Source organism: Bradyrhizobium sp. AZCC 1577, assembly GCF_036924575.1.
GTDB lineage: Bacteria > Pseudomonadota > Alphaproteobacteria > Rhizobiales > Xanthobacteraceae > Bradyrhizobium.
This window is the reverse complement of record NZ_JAZHRQ010000001.1, coordinates 1,746,138-1,761,329: the sequence shown is the minus strand read 5'-3', so window position 1 is coordinate 1,761,329 and position 15,192 is coordinate 1,746,138. Positions and strand designations below refer to the sequence as shown.

16 protein-coding genes are annotated in these 15,192 nt (G+C 62.6%); 5 read left to right on the top strand and 11 right to left on the bottom strand.

All coding sequences use genetic code 11. The annotated features are described in order from the left end of the window. Positions 1-44 precede the first annotated feature (44 nt). Genes V1278_RS08260 through V1278_RS08250 form a run of 3 tightly spaced genes read right to left on the bottom strand, consistent with a single transcriptional unit; the run spans position 45 to position 2,780 of the window. Positions 45-1,016 (bottom strand): DUF6282 family protein, encoded by a 972-nt coding sequence (locus tag V1278_RS08260; RefSeq protein ID WP_334380257.1) that lies wholly within the window; start codon positions 1,014-1,016, stop codon positions 45-47. Between the two features lie 29 nt (positions 1,017-1,045). Beyond that, positions 1,046-1,978, bottom strand: coding sequence for a hypothetical protein (locus V1278_RS08255; RefSeq protein WP_334380256.1), 933 nt, complete (start codon positions 1,976-1,978; stop codon positions 1,046-1,048). Then, entirely contained in the window at positions 1,962-2,780 is an 819-nt protein-coding gene (locus tag V1278_RS08250) for an HpcH/HpaI aldolase family protein (RefSeq protein ID WP_334380255.1), read from the bottom strand. Before V1278_RS08250 ends, V1278_RS08255 begins: the two co-directional genes overlap by 17 nt. Positions 2,781-2,916: 136 nt before the next feature. Here V1278_RS08250 and V1278_RS08245 point away from each other — a divergent pair, with 136 nt between their 5' ends. Both V1278_RS08245 and V1278_RS08240 read left to right on the top strand, forming a co-directional pair. Beyond that, a complete protein-coding gene (locus V1278_RS08245; RefSeq protein WP_334380254.1) occupies positions 2,917-3,696 on the top strand; it encodes a DNA-binding transcriptional regulator in 780 nt (259 codons plus the stop codon). Between the two features lie 189 nt (positions 3,697-3,885). Further along, entirely contained in the window at positions 3,886-4,161 is a 276-nt protein-coding gene (locus V1278_RS08240) for a winged helix-turn-helix transcriptional regulator (protein WP_334380253.1), read from the top strand. A gap of 63 nt (positions 4,162-4,224) precedes the next feature. Here the strand turns inward: V1278_RS08240 and V1278_RS08235 are convergent, their stop codons facing one another. From V1278_RS08235 to V1278_RS08200, 8 genes are all read right to left on the bottom strand, one after another. Then, positions 4,225-5,352 (bottom strand): mandelate racemase/muconate lactonizing enzyme family protein, encoded by a 1,128-nt coding sequence (locus tag V1278_RS08235; protein ID WP_334380252.1) that lies wholly within the window; start codon positions 5,350-5,352, stop codon positions 4,225-4,227. A 16-nt stretch (positions 5,353-5,368) separates the two neighbouring features. Beyond that, positions 5,369-6,406 carry a tagatose 1,6-diphosphate aldolase gene (locus tag V1278_RS08230; RefSeq protein ID WP_334380251.1) on the bottom strand — a complete coding sequence of 346 codons (1,038 nt, stop codon included), beginning with the start codon at positions 6,404-6,406 and terminating at the stop codon, positions 5,369-5,371. After that, complete coding sequence (locus V1278_RS08225; RefSeq protein WP_334380250.1) at positions 6,403-7,332, bottom strand: sugar kinase; 930 nt, start codon at positions 7,330-7,332, stop codon at positions 6,403-6,405. The genes V1278_RS08230 and V1278_RS08225 overlap by 4 nt, the downstream gene beginning before the upstream one ends. Positions 7,333-7,373: 41 nt before the next feature. Next, the gene (locus tag V1278_RS08220) at positions 7,374-8,447 is read right to left on the bottom strand and encodes an ABC transporter ATP-binding protein (protein WP_334380249.1); all 1,074 of its coding nucleotides are present in this window, start codon (positions 8,445-8,447) and stop codon (positions 7,374-7,376) included. Positions 8,448-8,452: 5 nt separating this feature from the next. Beyond that, positions 8,453-9,457: an alcohol dehydrogenase catalytic domain-containing protein gene (locus tag V1278_RS08215; protein ID WP_334380248.1), complete on the bottom strand. Its 1,005-nt coding sequence runs from the start codon at positions 9,455-9,457 to the stop codon at positions 8,453-8,455. 7 nt (positions 9,458-9,464) lie between these two features. Continuing rightward, positions 9,465-10,292 (bottom strand): carbohydrate ABC transporter permease, encoded by an 828-nt coding sequence (locus V1278_RS08210; protein ID WP_334364881.1) that lies wholly within the window; start codon positions 10,290-10,292, stop codon positions 9,465-9,467. A 9-nt stretch (positions 10,293-10,301) separates the two neighbouring features. Then, positions 10,302-11,189, bottom strand: a complete 888-nt coding sequence (locus V1278_RS08205; RefSeq protein ID WP_334380247.1) for a carbohydrate ABC transporter permease — start codon at positions 11,187-11,189, stop codon at positions 10,302-10,304. Positions 11,190-11,263: 74 nt separating this feature from the next. Next, positions 11,264-12,565 carry an ABC transporter substrate-binding protein gene (locus tag V1278_RS08200; RefSeq protein WP_334380246.1) on the bottom strand — a complete coding sequence of 434 codons (1,302 nt, stop codon included), beginning with the start codon at positions 12,563-12,565 and terminating at the stop codon, positions 11,264-11,266. Positions 12,566-12,763: 198 nt separating this feature from the next. Here V1278_RS08200 and V1278_RS08195 point away from each other — a divergent pair, with 198 nt between their 5' ends. From V1278_RS08195 to V1278_RS08185, 3 genes are all read left to right on the top strand, one after another. Continuing rightward, positions 12,764-13,792: a LacI family DNA-binding transcriptional regulator gene (locus V1278_RS08195; protein ID WP_035728164.1), complete on the top strand. Its 1,029-nt coding sequence runs from the start codon at positions 12,764-12,766 to the stop codon at positions 13,790-13,792. 14 nt (positions 13,793-13,806) lie between these two features. Then, a complete protein-coding gene (locus tag V1278_RS08190; RefSeq protein WP_334364884.1) occupies positions 13,807-14,541 on the top strand; it encodes an SDR family NAD(P)-dependent oxidoreductase in 735 nt (244 codons plus the stop codon). A gap of 135 nt (positions 14,542-14,676) precedes the next feature. After that, on the top strand, positions 14,677-14,898 hold the full coding sequence (locus tag V1278_RS08185; protein ID WP_213251868.1) for a hypothetical protein: 222 nt from the start codon (positions 14,677-14,679) through the stop codon (positions 14,896-14,898). Positions 14,899-15,192: the final 294 nt, after the last annotated feature.

Here is a 15,192-nt window from a genome sequence, read left to right as displayed (position 1 = left end):
CCCTTAAGCGCACGCCGCTTTTCGCGGTCTTTGGGCTTGTCCTGCTAAGCGGCGTCTTGCGCGGTCGACTGCATCACCGGAAGGTTCAGAAACCGTGCCGCGTTGCCGCTGATGAGTTTTTTGATCGCAGGCCGCGGCATCTGCAGATCGAGCAGTATCTGGGTGATGCTGCGGAAGCCGTCGACCGGACGCTGCGACCCCTGCAGTCCGAGATCGGACGACAGAATCGTGTTGTCGACGCCAGCCACCTCGATCAAGTGCGCGAGATTATCCGCGCTGTACTTTAAGGATTTGCCTTCGATGAACATGCAGATCGAATGCTCCATCTTGACACCTCGCGCGACGAGCTGGCGGATATCGGTGTCATTGCAGCCGACGATGTAGGTCGGATGGTTGACCATCATCTTCTTGACGCCGCGTCGCGCCGCCTCATCGAACAGGATGTGCAATTCGCTGGCCGGCAGGTGGCCGCCGGCCAGGATAATGTCCGCCTCGGCAATGAGATCGATGACCTTTTTGGTGTCGTCCGTGAGCTTGCCATTGGCGTCGAGCGCGGAAAGCGGGATCGGTTCGAGCATCTTTTGCGAAGTCTTCGGAAACGTCGAGTTTCCAGCCGCCATCGCCTTGATATGGTTCGCCGCCGACAGCGTCGGCATCCAGACGATCTTGCCGCCGAGCTTGATCGTATGGTCGACCGCATGCGGGTTGATACCACCCGAGGCATTGTTCAGCACGATGCCGGAGAACAGCTTCACATTGGTTTCGGGAAACAGCTTCTCCAGCAGGATCGCATGCGCCATGCCGGCATAGAAGTGATCCTTGTAGAGCACGGCACGGAACTTCGCTTCCGCCGCATCGAGCAGCTCCTCGTGATGATCGAGGATGCGCGGCATGGCTGCCGGGCCGCTATGGCAGTGCAGATCGATCGCGCCGACCAGAAGCTCGGCGACTTCCGCCGCCCGCGACAGCGGCGGTAGCGGCACGGTGTGCGGGTAGGACACTTGCTTGTCGGCCATGGTCGAAGGCCCTTTCAGATGGAGATGTGTCAGGCCGCGGATTGTCCGGCGGCGGTTTGCGCGGGCATCGGATAATCGTCCTCGTTCAACACCCAGCCCGGCTTGGCCGAGAAATCCAGGCGCGGCGGGCAGAAGATGTCGACGAGAACGTTGAGCTTAGGATCGACGGCTTGCGATGTGTGAATGGCCGGCGGTGGAATCACGGCAATGGAGGGCGATCCGCAGCGTTCGTGATCGTCGTCGCGCCACTGGGCCATGTCGGTCGTCCACGGCCAGCGCAAGTGATGAACAAAGGTGCCGGCCAGCGCCAGCGAGCATTGCTCGAAATCTTCATGGTGATGCGGCGACATCTTGCTCGGATCGCGCGGGCCGTTTCGCGGCTCGAGGAAATTCACCATGAAGGTCGAGCAGCGGAAGATGCGCCCGAACCGGCCCGGCGTCGCCGCAACGTCGAGACTGTAGGTGTGGATCTTCGCGCCCGCAGCCGCCTCCGGCCACGGCTCGAACGGCGGCAGATTGGGATGTGGCATCGCGTAGGACGTGGCGTTCGAGCAGAGTTTTGCGAGATCTTCCGATCGCGTCGTCACCATGCGCACCACCTTGGCAGCACCCAGCAGCGTGACGGAGCTTGCACCCGCCGGCACGAAACTGATGGAATGACCGTTGACGACCTTGCGCTCGTTGCCCCAGACGATCTCGGCGCCAGCGCCGGGCTCCGGAAGCAGCACGACGTATTCGTCGGGCTGGTTGGTCCGGCTCAGCACCGCGCCCTCGTCGGCCTCGCTATAGGCAATGATGAAGTTCTGGCCGCGGGCATACCAGGTGCGCGCGCCGTTCCGATTTTCGGCCGGCGGCGTTTCGTAGAATTTGGCGTACTCGGCGCCTGCAAAGTGGGTGGCGGCGGGCTTTGCGCCGACGGGCGTGGCGGCAAGCGCAGCGCGCGGATCAGTGCTGTGATACATGTGAGCCATCCGTGGTTCGAACGAGCGTTTTGAAATCGGTGAGCGTTTGCGCCGCGGCCCGGCGCATCAGCCCCTGATCCGACGAGATGATGAAGGCGCTGGCGCCGAGGTCGGCGAAATCCTTGGCTTCCGCCGAGCTCGCGACCATCACGCAGACCGGCTTGGCGACCTTCTTCGCCGCTGCAATGATCCTGATCACCGCGTCCTTGACGGACGCGTCGGCCGACGATTTGGCGCCAAGGGCAACCGTGAGATCGCCGCGGCCGATGAAGAAGCCGTGGATTCCATCGACCGCGGCGATGGCGTCGATGTGATCCAGCGCTTCCGGGTCCTCGATCATCGCAATCGCGCAAACCGATTCATCCTGTTCATCGACGAGAGTCCACATCGGCGTGCCGCCGTAGGCGCCGGCGCGGGACGAGCCGGAATAGCCGCGCCGTCCACCGCGATAGCGGGCGGCAGCCGCAATTGCGCGAGCCTTCTCGACCGTCGCGACATGCGGCACCAGCACACCGGCTGCGCCGCAATCCAGGCAGGACAGGATCTTGGCCGGGTCATCCGACGACACCCGCACGATGCCGGCGAGGTTGCTGGCGCGCGCGGCCAGCAGCATCACATCGGTCATCGCGCGATCGATCGGCGCGTGCTCCTCGTCGATGACGACGAAATCGTAGCCGAGCGCGCCGAATATCTCGGTCGCATGCGTGGTCGGCGTCTTGATGAACGAGCCGACGACTACCTGCCGCGCGGCGAAGCGGCGGCGGAATGACGAAAAATGCGGCCTGACGACGTCTCCGGACACGGTTGCTCCTCCCCGGCCATCTGCACAGGCTGTCTTCAGAAGACAGGCCCGGCGTGGCGCTTGGCGAAAACCATTGCAGGGACGACGCCGGTCGGCCATAGCTATTCTGTCACGTTCCACCAGGTGGAATTTCAGGATGCCGCTCAAGTCCGACACCGTCGAAGCCGCCTCGCGCACGCTCCTCTTGCTGGAGGAGCTCAATCGCCACCGCGTCACCTCGATCGATCGCCTGCACAGGGCGACGGGGCTGCCGAAATCGACTGTCGTGCGGTTGATGAAGTCGCTCTGCGCGCTGGGCTATGCCGCCAACGACCGGCGGCAGGGCGGCTACGCGGTCGCCTCGCGGGTCAAATCGCTGAGCAACGGCTTTCACGGCGATCCGCTGGTGGTGGAGGCCGCGCGTCCGTGGGCGCTCGCCTTCACGCGGCAATATCACTGGCCGATCGCCATCGCCGTCCTCGACCGGAGTTCAGTCGTGGTCCGCTTCAGCACCATTCCCGACAGCCCGGTCTCGCCCTTTCACGGTACGCTCAACATGCAACTCAGCCTGCTCGGGCGGGCGCTGGGGCGCGGCTATCTGGCGTTCTGTCCGGTCAGCGAGCGATCGATGCTGCTCGACATGCTGGCCCGCTCGCAGGAGGCCGAAGACAAGCTCGCCACCGAACGAAAGCGGGCATTGGCTTTGCTGGCCACAATCCGCAAGCAAGGTTTTGCCGAACGCGACCCGATGGTCGAACCGCGCTCCTCGAACACGATCGCGCTCCCCGTCATGGTCAACCGCCGCGTGCTCGCCACTGTCGGCATGACCTATTTCACCTCAGCGCTCGATCGGGCAGACGTCGTCGAGCGCTACGTGCCGCTGGTGAAAGCCCTGGCGGACAATATTGCCGCAAGTGTCTCGTCGTTGCAGGAGTAGAGGCCAGGGAGATGAGCCGTCATAGTGCTGCGGCGAGCACGATGATGGGCATCCTGTGTGCTCGCGATGGAGCAGTGCATCCCTAACGCTTGACAGAGGGACGCTACCTATTTAGTAGCGAGAATGCCTATGAGCCAAACACCAAAACCTGGGAGACCTGTCCGAGGCTCGCGGACAGGCGTCCCTGTCATGGCGCTCCTGGACCTGTTGGGGCGCCGCTGGACATTGGGCGTTCTGTGGAATCTCAGCAATGGCGGACCCTGCACATTCCGCGAACTGCAAGAACGTTGCGAATCGATCTCGCCTACCGTTCTCAATTCGCGCCTGAAAGAACTGCGCGAAGCAGGCTTGGTCGAGCATTCGCACGAGGGTTATCGCGCTACACCGACCGGACACGAACTTTATGCCCTTCTTGTTCCTCTTGGTGTTTGGGCGAAGAAGTGGGCAGCGAAGTTACCGGCGTAAGTTACGATAGCGCGAAATGAAAGCGCTGCTCCATCCGAACGAGATGCATGCTGCGCCGTCGGATCAAGCGGTCCGGTACTGCTCGATCGGGCTCAGATCCGGCTCGATTCCCAATCCCGGCTCTTCGCCCAGGGTCACGGTTCCGTTCGTCACGTTGATGAGCGGTCCGCAAAGTCGGTCGCGCAGCACGTTGTCGTTTGAATCGACTTCCAGAAGACCGTCGCCACCGATCCCGGCAAGCAGATGCGCCGATGCGAGCAGACCAATTCCGCCGCCGAGATAGTGCGGGCAGAAGGTCTTGCCCGACGCCAGGATGTCGCGCGCGATAGCTGCGCACATGGTCAGGCCACCCCATTTGGCGATGTCGGGCTGCACGACGCGCAACACGTTGTCACCGAGCGCTTGCTCAAACCCCGCGCGGCTCGCGATGTTCTCTCCAGCCGCCAGCGGGATGCCCACGTTTTCACGCAACTCTTGCCATTCCCGCCACGGCCGATCGGCCCGGATCGGCTCTTCCAGCCAGGCAAGATCGAACTCGCGCAGATGCGGCGCAATCTCCAGCGCACGGGCCAACGACCAGCCTTGATTGGCATCCGCTGCGAGCACGCCGTCGCCCACCAGATCGCGTAGCGACGCCAGATTGGCGCGATCTGTCGCCAGTTCGAAGCCGATCTTCAGTTTCAGTGCGCGATGCCCACGCTTGATGGCCGATTCCGCCACTTGCCGCGAGCCGGTCGGATTAATTCCGCTGGCGTAGACCCTTATCGTCTTGCCGTTGCCACCAAGCAACCGCCACAGTGGCAGCTTCCGCCGCCGCGCGAACAGATCCCAAATTGCAAGATCAATGCCGGCTATTGCCTGCGCGAACGGACCGGGCTCGCCGGATTGCAGCGCCAGCACGGCGGTGCCCTGTGTCAGGGCCTCAAAGATTTCCTCGGGGGCGCCGACTGTGCGCCCGCATGTCGCGGGCGCCAGGACCTCGTTGACGAGTCGCGTTCGATGTTCGGCTCCGACCGATGGAAAGTTTGACCAAATCTCGCCCCAGCCGGCATTGCCGTCAGTGTCTTCCACACGAACGAATACTGCCGGCCTGTCAAGCATCTTGCCGAAGGAGGTAACAACCGGTGTCGACAATGGGTAACGATAGCAGAAGGCCTGCACGCTACGGACGGTGAATGGTTGCGACGTCATGTCAGGCCTCGGAAAATCAATACGCTCGCGCGAAATCACCTTCCTGCCTGATTTCGCTGAAGGCGGGAAAGCGCGCTGTCCAGGCCTTTGCCTTGGCCTTGGTCAGCGTGTTGAGCCGTTCGAGCACGCCGACCCCGTCCTTGCGAAGGCTGGCGGCGACTGCCGCGCGATCAGGGAAATGGCTGCGCACGGCATCCAGCCAAATCGTTCGGCCGGCCAGAAAGCCGCCGGCGCCGGCGGCGTAGGCGAAGTCCAGCACGCGCTCGAACTTTTCCGGTGCCGCACCGCCTGACAGCAGCACCCAGGGGATGTTGCGTTGGCGACAGATGTCGCCGATTGCTTCGAACTCCTTCTGCGCGGCTTTGGACGCAGCGCTTCCATCGCGCGGCGGCAGGCTGTTGGCCGCAAGCGGACTTTCGAGCTTCAGCAGATCGACGCCATATTCTGGCTTCGCAAACTCCTGCACGCTGTCGATGACAAGCTTTGGCAGCTTGCCCGGCGATTCCACATAGTCGGCGGTGTGGTTGGCACTCCCGAGGAAGGGGTATACCAGCAGCTCGAGCACATAAGGGATGTCGTGATGGGCGCAGTCCTCGCCGACCGACCGCACGAAGCGCTTCTGATGTTCGTTGACGGCAGGATCGGCATCTGGCCGGTACCAGGCGAGCACCTTCACCGCATCGCCGCCGATCGCGCGGATCTTCTCCACGCTCCAATCGGTGATGGCCCGCGACTTGCGGCCACCCGGAGTTTCCTCGACGCGATGCTCCTCGAGCGTCATGATGAGGCCGCAGCGGGCCGGCAATAGGTCGATGGCCGCGGGCACCGCAAAATTCGGATCAAACAGCATCGAGCTGCAGTGTGGCGCCAGCGCCTCCACCAGAAGCCGCTTGGCCGCGGTTACATCGGCATACTCGACCTGGTCCCTGGTGATGCCTTTCGCCTGGGCTATGGCATCAAACAGCGGCGGCCGCTGGTCGAGCGCGACCATGCGAAAGTGCCCTTCCGCATCGGCCAGACGCGCAAGCCCGCGGTTCTTTCCAATTGTTCTCATTGGTTCGTCCTCATGAATGCAAGACAACTTTCGATCGAGGGAATTCCGGCGCGTCCGCCCGAATGCTCACATTTCAACGCCGCCGTGGCGGCAGCGAACTCCATCGCATCGCGCACGGCGAGACCCATACCGACCGCAAAGGCATAGGCGCCGTGAAAGACGTCGCCCGCACCCGTCGTATCCACGACCCTGACGCGGAATGCGGCCTGCTTTTGCAAGGTCCCATTTTCGTACCAACTCACCCCTTCATGTCCGCGGGTGACCGCGGCGATGCGGCAATTGAAGCGCGCAATTTTGGCCAGCGCCGCGCCGTCGGCCGACCCCATGAAGGCTGTCAGTGCGGGTTCGGAGAATACCGCGTGATCGGTGAGCGGAAGCAGGCGCTCGAATATGGCGGCTTCTGCGACATCGCCGTCGAGGACGGTCGGAATACCCAATGCGCGCGCCTTGCCGAACAGCGCAACAGCTCCCTCCGGCCAGCGCGGATCGGCAAGCACGGCGGAAGCGCTTGCGACGGCATCGAGCGGTAGCCAATCGGCTCGCTCGGGATACGACCCTCGAAAATTCACGATCTGCCGTTCGCCGGACTTGTCGACGATGACGCCAGAGACCGACGAGCGGCCTTCGGGAAACAATTTGAAATTCGCAACATCAATGCCTTCGGCTGATAGCGCTGACCACATCTCATGCCCGGCGGCGTCATCGCCGCCACGGCCCCAGAAAGCAGCAGACCCGCCGAGGCGCGCGATGGCGACCGCAGCGTTTGCGGCCATGCCACCGCCCAGTGTGGAATAGTCGAGACTCCTAATCTTTTCGCTTCCGCCTGAAAACCTTTGGTCGACGCGCCAGATCTGATCAAGCGCCGAGAGGCCGAGGCAGATCACACGCGCGCGCTTTGCTTTGGAGGCCATGTCTTTGGAGGCCATGTCGGCCAACCTCGTCCGCGTCGCGGGATTGGCGTGCTCGTTCACCGCAGCACCTGGCCATTGCTGCCGTCGAACAGATGCGCCCTGCCAGGCTGCGGACGCAGGTTAAGACGATCGCCGACCTTCGGCCGCAGCGAGGGATCGACCCGCGCGATCGCCGACGCGCCGGCCAGATCGAAATGAATCAGCGTGTCCGAGCCAAGCGGCTCGACCAGCCTCACCGTCACCGCCACGGCTCCGGCAGCATCTGCCGTCACCGAAAAATGCTCAGGACGGATTCCGAATACGCCATGGCCGGCCTTGCGCAATAGATCGCGGCTCTTCGCGTCGAGCGGCGCGTCAGCGCCATCCTGCGAAAAGACGATCTGCTCTCCGCGTAGTTCGATCGGAAAGAAATTCATCGCCGGCGAACCGATGAAGCCGGCGACGAACTGATTGGACGGCCGCTCATAGACCGCTTCCGGGGTGTCATATTGCTGAACCGTGCCGCTCTGCATCACCACGATCCGGTCAGCCATGGTCATGGCTTCGATCTGGTCGTGCGTGACGAAGACCATCGTGGTCTTGAGCTGTTGCGACAGCGCCTTGATTTCGGCACGCACCTGCCCGCGCAACTTGGCGTCGAGGTTGGATAGCGGCTCGTCGAACAGAAAGGCTTTTGGATTGCGCACGATCGCGCGCCCCATCGCCACACGTTGCCGCTGGCCGCCAGACAATTCCTTCGGCTTGCGGTCGAGATAGGGCTCGATGTGCAGCAAGGCCGCCGCGCGCTTGACCCGCGCATCGATCTCGGCCTTCGGCGTACCGCGCAGCTCGAGCGCAAAGGACATGTTCTCGTAAACCCGCATGTGCGGATAGAGCGCGTAATCCTGGAACACCATGGCGATATCGCGCTGGGCGGCGGGAACGCCGTTGACGCGATTGTCGCCGATATAGAGCTCGCCGGAGCTGATCGGTTCAAGACCGGCGATGATCCGCAGCAAGGTCGACTTGCCGCATCCGGACGGACCGACGAAAACGACAAACTCGTGGTCCGCAATCTCGAGATTGAGATCGGGAATGACGGTGAAGCTGCCGTAACGCTTGACGAGATTGCGGATCGAGATCGAGGCCATGACCGCTAGCCCAGCGCCAGTACGGGCTTGATCAATTCGCCCTGGGCGAATCGCGCAAAGTTCTCCGGCAGTGCCGAGAGTCCGAATTCGCCGTCGACCAGGACGCGATATTCCTCCATGTATTGGCGCAGCAAGGCCACGTTGGGCTCGAAATCGCTGATCGGGAAGTAGAACGTGCGGATCATGTAGAAATCCTTGCGCCGGAACACCTTGCCTTCCTCGATCGTCCAGGGCGCGGCGTTCTCACCTACCAGCACCAGTGCTCCGCGCGGCAAGACGAGCTCGATGCCGAGATTACGGGCCGCGTGCGCGCCCGAACATTCCATGATCAGCGCGAAGCGCCTCGACGTATCACCGACCGGGTGCGCCTTTGCGCCGAAGGACTGCGCGATCTTGAGGCGCGCCGCATTGGGATCGGCGACATGAATGTCGCGATAGCCGAGACTGCGGAGCGCCAGCACCACGCCAAGCCCAACCGGCCCGGCACCCATCACCAGAACCGGCCCCGCCTCTTGCGGCGGCACAATACGGCTGACGAAACGCACGGCATGACCTGACGTGCCGATCACGTCGAGCAGAAGCGGCGCCAGGCTGTCTTCGATGTCGTCAGGTACCGGCAGCAGGCAATTTTCCGGGACCGGCACGTATTCGGCATAACCGCCCGGTCTGTTCCAGCCGATCAGGCTCGATATCTCCAGGCACATCTGCGTATCGCCGCGTTGGCAGGCCGCGCAGCGGTCGCAATGCAGCGGGATGTAGACGGCGCAACGTTTGCCGTGCATGGGATGGCCGGGCTGCTCGACCACACCGAAGATCTCATGGCCGGCGGTAAACTCGGCGCCCTTGTGCCAGAGCTTGAAATCGGAGCCGCACAGCGCGGTTCGCGAGACTCGCATCAGCACCTCGCCGATCGCCACCTCCGGCATTGCGATGCGCTCGATGGTGATGCGGTCGCCGCCGTGGAACACGGCAGCCTGCATGATCGAATTCGGTAGCGGAACGACGTTCATCCAATCCCTAGCCTTTCACTGCGCCAAGCGTCAGTCCGGATACCAGCCAGCGCTGAACCAGCGCGGCCAGGATCAGCGGCGGTAGCGCGATCAGCGTCGCGGCGGCCATCAACGCGCCCCATTGCGTCGATCCCTCGCCGATGAAATTGAATGCGGCTGCAATCAGCGTCTTGCTGTCGCCGTTCGAGAGCACCAGCGCAAACAGGAAGTAGTTCCAGGAAAACACGAAGGCCAGGATGGATGCCACCGCGACGCCAGAGGCGACCAGCGGCAGCGCGATCCGCCAGAGGATGCGCGTGACGCTGCAACCATCGACCTGTGCGGCCTCAAAGACGCTGCGCGGGATGCCGTCGAACGACGGTAGCAGCACCCATATGACGATCGGAAGCGTGATGACGGCATGGCTCAGGATGAGCGCGGTATAGGAGCCGATCATGCCGACCTGGCGGAACATCACGTACCACGGCAGCAGGAACAGCGTTCCGGGCGCCATACGCGCCGCCAGCGTCAGTATCGCCGGCCATGAAATCCGCGTCCACGATACGGCAAACGCTGCGGGAATTCCGAACAACAGGCCAAGGGCGGTTGAGCCGATGGTGACGATCAGGCTGTTGATCGCGTAGCTCAGGAAGGGTGTGGTTTTCGTAAGCTGCGAATAGTTCTCGAGCGTCGGCGCGAATATCAGGGTCGGCGGATAGGCCGTCACCTCGAATGACGGCTTCAGCGAGGACAGCACCATCCAGAGCGTCGGCGTCAGCACGATGATGCCGGCGACCACGAGCTGAAGCAGGTTGAGGCGACGGATCCAGGCATCGGTGATCGGTGCATCGGTCATGACTTCACCTCACCAGGCCACCGCGCCACGCAGGCGGTTGAATGCCAGCACCGCGCCGAACACGATCGCGGTCAACGTCAACATCAGCGCGCTCGCATAGCCAATGTTGAAGAACTCGAAGCCGACCCGGAAGCCGTAGATGTTGAGCGTGTTCGACGCGTTGCCGGGGCCCCCTTGGGTCGTGATGTAGATGATGTCGAAGAAGCGCAGCAGATCGACGCTGCGCAGGATCGTTGCTGTGACGATCGTCGGCAACAGCAGCGGCAACGTGATGCGCTGGAACGTCTTGAACGCCGACGCGCCATCGATTTGCGCCGCCTCGTAAACGCTTGGCGGCAGCGACTGCAGACCGCCGAGCACGATCAGCGCGACATAGGGCGTCCACTGCCAGGTGTCGATCAGCGCAACCGTCGGGATCACCCAGACCGGCGATGCCAGCCACTCCGACGGCGGCAAACCCAGGGATTGCAGGACGTAGTTGGCGGCGCCGAGCGACGGATCGAGGATGACCAGCCACATCATGCCGGCGACCACCGGCGGCATCATGAACGGCGAGATGAAGAGCGAGCGTACGATGCCCGGAAGGCGTTTGGCGTGAAAAAGAACCAGCGCCAGCCATACACCGAACACGAGTTGCAGCACCAGCGAGAGGACATAGAGCGCAATCGTCACCCATAGTCCGTGCCAGAATTCGGCATCGGCGAGCAGCCTTGAATAGTTCGCCAGCCCAACAAACGACTGCTTGCCGGTGGAGGAAAAGCTGTGCAGCCCGAGCCAGACCGTATAGACGACCGGGAATGCAATCATCGCGACGGTGAAGATTACCGCCGGCGCCGAAAGTGCGGCCAGCTCTAACCTCTGCCGATCTTCAGTAAATGTAGCGGCAGCCTCGGACATGCCTGCATGTTTTCCCGGATTAGATCTGGAACGGAAAGGCGTCGACCGCGGCAATGCCGTCGACGCCTCATGCACTACTTCTGTGCGATCAGGACATCGAGCGCCTTGTCGGCGTCGGCGCAGGCCTGATCGACGGTCTTTTGCTTGAGGATCAGATCCTGCACGGCCTGACCAATGAATTCGCGCGACTCCGGATTGGCAACAATGGGATAGCCGACCTCAGACGAGCCTTTCGCAGCCAGGACATCGAGGGCGGCCTGCCATTGCTTGCGCACCGGCTCTTCCTCAATCCACTTGCGATACGCGGGATCGTTGGCAACAGCAGAGCGCGGTGGCGCAATCCCCTGCAGCGCCATGCGCTTTTGAATTTCCGGGCTCGTTGCCCATTGTACGAAATACCAGGCAGCCTCGGGCTGCTTGCTGTGGGCGGAGACGGCCATGCCCCAGCCGATCGCTGTCGGGACCTGGCCCGCATCGCCGGCCGGGAACGGAACAAGCGCCGTGTCCTTCAGCCGCTCGCCGCCATCCGTCACGGTGCGCAGCTCGTTCGAGGATTCGAATGACATCGCCGCGCGGCCGCTGCGATAGAGCGCCGAGATCTGCTGGAAGCTGTAATTGACGACGCCAGGCGGTCCGTAATCCCTGAGCAGGCCGCTATAGGTCTCGAGCGCTTCCTTGCCCTTGGCCGAGCAGAGGTTGGATTTGCCGTTGGCGATGTAGTTGCCGCCGATGTTGTGCAGCATGTTGCTGAAGGTATAGGCGATCGCAGGCTTCAGGCCGCGCGAGACGAATGGCGTGATATTGGCGTCGCACGCCTTCAGCTTCTTCGCTGCCGGCTCGATGTCCTTTATGGTCGCGGGCGGTTCGACGCCGCATTTCTTCAGAATGTCAGTCCGATAATAGAGGATCGGCCCTTCGATATTCATCGGCATGCTGGTGAGCTTGCCGTCGAAGGTCCCCGCCTTCAATAGAGCCTGGCTGAGGCCTGCATAGTCGTAGTCGCCGGCAACCGCGCCCTTGGTCATGGGCGTCAGATCGGCGTACCAGCCGGCAGCAGCGAATTGCGGGCCTTCGCGCGACGGCAAGGACATGAACACGTCGACCTCGTCGCTGCGTGCGTTCATCACGGTCACGAGGCGCTGGCGCATCTGCTGCTCCTGGTAGGCGTCGACCTTCAGCGTGATGCCGGTGAGCTTCTCGAAGTCGGCCTTGTGCGTCAGCAGCGCCTGCGCCACCGGATTGTTGTTGGCGAGGAAGGTAACGGTCTTGCCCTGGAATTTCTTCCAGTCGAAATCAGCGGCGCAGGCCACCGAGGCAGCATTACCGGCCGCGACAAGAGCAAGCGCAAGGCGCGCCGCAAAGGCTTTGGCTTTCATCGATCTCCTCCCTGATGGGGCTGACGCCCTCGTTTCCGGCTCAACCGGATTTCTTGAAAACGGTTACATACTAGGCCGATGAAATTGGCTGTCAAGTTTGCGCAAAATACAACTTGTAAGGCAAATACCGATGGACTTCCCATCTACTATCCGCCATCCTTGCATTTGTAACGTTACATTCTGCCGACTGACGTGACGATGGAAAGATCCGCAAAGCAGGGAATTCGCGCGGTGGCGGCCGAGGCTGGCGTGTCGACTGCCTCGGTATCGCGCGCCCTCAACAACCCGGACTCGGTCAGCGCGCCGCTGCGGGCGCGCATCGCGCGCGCCGTCGAGACGGTCGGCTATATTCCGCACGCACCGGCACGCGAGTTGTCGTCGCGCCGGTCGCGCACGCTCGGCGCGATCGTCCCGACGATCGACAACACCATGTTCGCGCGCGGCATCGCCTCCCTGCAGAAATATCTCTCTTCCGTCGGCTACATGCTGTTCCTGACTACGAGCGGCTACGACCTCGACGCTGAACTGGAGCAGGCGCGCAACCTCGTCAGCCGCGGCGTCGACGGCCTCGTGCTGCGCGGCGACTGCCATCACGACGGCTTGCGCAAGATGCTTGCCGACTATTCCGTGCCCTTCATCAATGTCGGCATCTATCGTCCCGACCGGCCCTATCCCTGTGTCGGCACCGACAATGAAGCCGCCGCGCACCGTGCGGCCTTGCATGTGATCGAACTCGGCCATCGCCGAATCGGAATCGTCTCCGCACTCCAGCGCAACAACGATCGGGCGAGCGCCCGCGTCGCCGGCTTTCGCCGCGCGATGGCCGAACACGGCATCAAGATGCCCCCGCAATGGCATGTCGAGGTGCCCTATACGCTGGACGATGCGCGCGAAGCCGCCCGCTACCTGCTTGGCCTCAAGGACCGGCCGACGGCGGTGGTCTGCGGCAATGACGTTATCGCCTATGGCGTGCTGCTGGAGGCCGAACGCAGCGGATTTTCGGTGCCCGACGATCTGTCGGTGGTCGGCTTCGACGATCTCGACTGGAGCCGGCATTTGCGCCCCAGCCTCACGACCATCCATGTACCGACCGGAGATACCTGGCAGCGCGCCGGCGAGTATCTCGTGCGTCATCTCGCCGGCGAGCAGACCATCATGCATCACGAAGTCGACTATTCGCTGATCGTCCGGGAGTCCACTGCATCGCCGACGCGATCATCCAAATAGCAAGGAACAATCCGATGAACGCACCCTTCGCGCTGGCTCCTGGATTCCACGCCGTTGTGATTGGCGGCGCGGGCGACATCGGCGCTGCCATTGCCAATCTGTTCTGCGATCTCGGCGCGACGGTAACCGCCACCGGCGTCGACGAGGCCGATATCGCGCGCACCGTGCTACGGCCCCGGCCGGGATTGCAGTTGGCTCCCCTCGATATCACCAATGATGAAGCAGTCGCATCGTTTGCAGGCCGACAGGCACGCGTCGATGCGCTGGTCAACTGCGCCGGTATATTGGCGCGCGACAAGGAATTTGAGATCGAGACCTTTACAAAGGTGCTCGATGTCAACCTCGTCGGCACGTTCCGCACCTGCATGGCCTTTCGGGCCGCGCTTGCCGGCACCAAAGGCTCGATCGTGAACATCGCATCGATGAACGCAACGCTCGCGCTGCCGCGCATTCCCGCCTACTGCGCCAGCAAGGGCGGCGTCGTCATGCTGACCAAGGCGCTGGCACTGGCCTGGGCGGAAGAAGGCATCCGCGTCAACGCGGTCGCGCCGGGCTACATCGAGACGGCGATCAATGCAGCAGGACGATCCGATCGCGCGCACTACCAGCGCATTGCCGATCGTACGGCGTTCAAAAGGTGGGGACAGCCGGAGGACATCGCCGGTGCGGTTGCATTTCTTTGCATGCCGGCGTCGCAATATGCGACCGGCACGGTTGTCGCCGTTGATGGCGGATTTCTCGCGGGCTGAGGGCGATAGAAGAAAACCCTAGCCCGGGGCTGCAGCGGAAAACGAGCTTCCACGCCGCTGCCACAAAAGGCATTCCTCTACCCTTGCTTCCGCGCAGCTATTGGCGACATTAGCCTTAGCGAAACGGAAGCTACCATGAGCCAGCCCGCATTCGATCCCTTTGGAGAGCCGGTCCCGGCGGTCGATCCTTCGACCGCGCCGGTCGGCGCGTCCAAATGGCTGAAGTCAGCCGGCATAGGCCTATTCTGGGGGCTTGTCGGCGTCATCGTGCTGGCGCGCGCGGTCTATTTCGAACCGGGCGATCTCAGCTTCGAGCGCGCCGTCGCGTGGGCGCAGGGCTTGCTCGCCTCGCTTTAATATCTTGCCGGCATGCGCTGTCGGGTTGCCCCGACGTCCCGATCCAATGATCCGTTCGAACGCGACCGCGGCAGGATTACCTCGAACCGCCCAAATTGATCTGATCGCCGTTGGTCGCCACCGGGACGATGGCCACGCCGACGCCTGCAAATGCAGGTTGAGGGATATAACCTCTCTGTATGGGCACAATCCGAAAATGTACTAGCGAGCCCGCGTGGTCCGGCGCATAAATTATTCTCCAAGGAGGATAAGTGCCGCCACCCCAAAGCAGTTCTGACGACGCAAGGCCACGAC